This window comes from Lactiplantibacillus xiangfangensis (assembly GCF_001438845.1).
Taxonomy (GTDB): Bacteria; Bacillota; Bacilli; order Lactobacillales; family Lactobacillaceae; genus Lactiplantibacillus; species Lactiplantibacillus xiangfangensis.
Map to the genome: position 1 here is coordinate 1 of NZ_JQCL01000049.1, position 1,922 is coordinate 1,922.

Here is a 1,922-nt window from a genome sequence, read left to right on the forward strand (position 1 = left end):
ACTAGACCACTTCTAAGAATAGATTCTTAGTGTTGCACTTGATTTGACAATTGAGGAGTCTGAATAAAGAACTGGTCTAGTAGAGCAGGTGTTGCACTTCAATTTTAAATCGAGGTCTAATAAAATTTCGATTTTATAACGTAATAATCTCGTGACTTTATTTTCAGACGTGATATAAACGCATTCTCGTGCATTGTTTGCTTATACGTGTATATAGTTGTCAAATACGTGCTATGATTGTGTATGTCCTAAATGGACACAAGCAACGCTCCTAAGCAAAGCCTGTATGTACTGATTTCAGAAAAGCCCTCTATTCCGCATAATAGAGGACTTTTTTGTGTGCATTCTGCTTAATTTAAACGGACAAGTATACGTCTAAAAGCTGAACGTGTTGTCTGAGAGCGCGATATTATTTTCCCCTAGTTCGGGCGTCTCTACTCTCCAGAATATCTAATTGAAAAGTAAATTTTCGCTTGTCTTCAGCGTCTAAAGAATCAATGAGATAGTCTAATGCGTTATCAATGGCATCTTTTTGAGATTTATATAGACCAATTCCAGATAAAGCTTCCGCTTTGTTCTTAATATGGTTGTTGATTCTAACGTTAGCATAAAAAGTAACAGAATCTGCAACGCTTTTTCCCGGTTTTGATGGTTTGCCATTATTACTTTTAAGATCATCTGTAGTAAAGGTGTTTTTGGGTTTGATATCTTGTCCACGATCAAGTGGGTCCGTCTTTGGTTGTTTTTTTAGATTGGGATTGTTTAATAATCCGCTCATTCCTATTCACCAGCCATTCTGCTAAATATTTCATCAGTAACGTTGGAGTATACGTCTTGAACTGCTTTATCAAACTGATCTTTAAATGTCACCCCGGTTACATCATATCGTTTTAAGCGTTCCATATTTTTAATTGTTATGTCAAAAATATTTTCTTTACCAAATATATCAATTGCTTTAGCTAAGGTGCTCTTATCGACAGGGGCACCATTTTTCAGCAAAACCGGCAATATTCCTAGTAAATCTAATGTCGGAGCGTGGAATTCATTGATAATTTGATCTTGCATGTATTTGATGAATGCCTGGGCACCCTGAAGCGATCTTTCCTGAGTTTGAAGAACGACAATCGCGTAGTCTGTCATATATAATGCGGTATCTGTGATTAGGCTAATTGTAGGTGGAACGTCTACCAACAAGTAGTCGTAGTCATCTTTCCACGGATTTATTAAGGTAGACAAGTATTTTACACGATCGGTGTAGTCAGAAATTATATTCTCCATATATCTAGGATATAAAGAAAAGTCAGCTGAGGATGGAAGAATATCTAAATTTTGGATTACGTTGATGATAGCTGGTTTGAGGTTTTTGTTTTTAATTGCGGTCATCAAGGTTTCATCAAAAGAAGTTACTTCACCGCCGACGTTATTTTTAGTTTTTAAATATAAATTAGTGGCGTTAGCTTGAGGATCCAAATCTATTAATAGTGTTTTATACCCACGACGTGCCAACTCGATACCAGTCATTGTACTATTAGTTGTCTTGCCAGTCCCGCCTTTAAAGTTTGAAAATGTTATGACTTTGCTATCCAAAATATCACCTCATAAATATGTAGTGTAATGCTCTTAAAGCATAGCACAAAAATTAGTACATGTATACAAATACAAGTGTGTAAAAGTAAAAATGTATACATGAGCTCTATGTAGACTGCAATATAGGCGTTTTTAATGAGTATACAAATACTAATTTTTACATTAGTATTTGTACTAATGTAAAAATGTATACATTTTTTAAAAAAGTGTTGATTTCCTTTATTGAGAGAAATACAATTGTACTTGTAAGTGAATACAAAAAAACACCCACCGACGGGAATCGGTGAGCGCCACATAAAAGTCATCGTTATTTAATGACTATTATATCATGGCCG

The 1,922-nt window shown here is 35.0% G+C and carries 2 protein-coding genes; both read right to left on the minus strand.

All coding sequences use genetic code 11. The features are described 5' to 3' along the window. Positions 1 to 409 precede the first annotated feature (409 nt). Positions 410 to 778 (minus strand): DUF5388 domain-containing protein, encoded by a 369-nt coding sequence (locus IV64_RS03960; RefSeq protein ID WP_020090532.1) that lies wholly within the window; start codon positions 776 to 778, stop codon positions 410 to 412. A 2-nt stretch (positions 779 to 780) separates the two neighbouring features. Beyond that, positions 781 to 1,587 carry a ParA family protein gene (locus IV64_RS03965; protein WP_010010558.1) on the minus strand — a complete coding sequence of 269 codons (807 nt, stop codon included), beginning with the start codon at positions 1,585 to 1,587 and terminating at the stop codon, positions 781 to 783. Positions 1,588 to 1,922: the final 335 nt, after the last annotated feature.